The sequence below is a fragment of the Streptococcus australis genome, assembly GCF_019930045.1.
Lineage (GTDB): Bacteria > Bacillota > Bacilli > Lactobacillales > Streptococcaceae > Streptococcus > Streptococcus australis_D.
On sequence record NZ_JAHZQQ010000115.1, the window covers coordinates 1 to 1,137 of the forward strand.

The 1,137-nt window shown below is 28.5% G+C and carries 1 protein-coding gene; it reads left to right on the forward strand.

Annotation, left to right across the window (positions count from 1 at the left end; all coding sequences use genetic code 11):
- Positions 1–262 precede the first annotated feature (262 nt).
- The gene (locus K1J10_RS10505) at positions 263–895 is read left to right on the forward strand and encodes a hypothetical protein (RefSeq protein ID WP_223357335.1); all 633 of its coding nucleotides are present in this window, start codon (positions 263–265) and stop codon (positions 893–895) included.
- Positions 896–1,137 lie beyond the last annotated feature (242 nt).

Below are 1,137 nucleotides of genomic sequence, written 5' to 3' on the forward strand. Positions count from 1 at the left end.
TAGCTCAAACAGCTGGAAGAACACTCGCTTAATCAGAGGAATGACTTTGTTGCACTTGACTTGACAATTGGGGAATGGTGAAAATTCATCTGATCCATGGAAAAATTTATTAGATTTTTTCAATAAGAACTCAGAATCCATTGGATTAATAACGTATATCGTTTCTTTACTTCTCATAATACTCATTTTTATAACTTTGACGATCTTTTTTATTCGAATGGATAAAGATTCGAATGTTATAAAATACTCAAAAGAAAGTCAAATGGGAACTATTGTAGAAGATTTCTCCAGATACTATGAAAATCAATTTAATAACAATACAAATTGCGAAAATTTTCAACTAGAAGACAAAAATATTCCTCTGTTTAAAATAGGTGTTACTCGTTTAAAAAATGAAATTGCTCTTCATATTCCTGCTTCTCTCTCGGGAACACAAGAGTCACAAAACACTTGTTTTAAAGATGAAAACAAAGTTGGTGAGGTAGTCCTCACTTGGAAAAATGAAAATAAATATAAATTTAATTTTAAAAAAATAGACTCCTGGACATTGATCAAAGTTGAAGATATGGAAGGAAACTCAATTTCTGAAGAGGAACTTAAAAATTTAAAAATACTTTTTGAAATACTTTTTGAGGGTGCAAATATATATTATTCAAATAATGGACTCTTTTTATCTACCATTACTTCTATCGTAAATTATATAAATAAAATTCAAAATAACTGGGTTAAATATCCATTGATAGGACTTTTTGTTCTAATGCTACTTGTTCTTTCTTTAGTTGTTATTTTTGTACTCTGTCTCTTGATAAGAATACATATGCTTTATGTTATCTTTCTAATCTATGCTTGTATTTCTATTTCATCATGGTTATTAAAGAATGTGAATGGGCTTTAACATCAAGCTCACAAGAAAGAATTAAAATACAATATCATTACTCCCCTTATCCAACATCGGAAAGATATCCTGAATAATCGCCTATTTATGAGACAAAGCTTCGCAAAAGTGATATTGTTTTTGATAAACAATTTGTGATTCTTTAAAATTACAAACATTTTAAATAGATTCTGTCAATAATTTTGTGTAAACACTCAAGTAAAGTTGCGGAGTGTTAATCAAATAAGCTTTCAAGTGTGTCA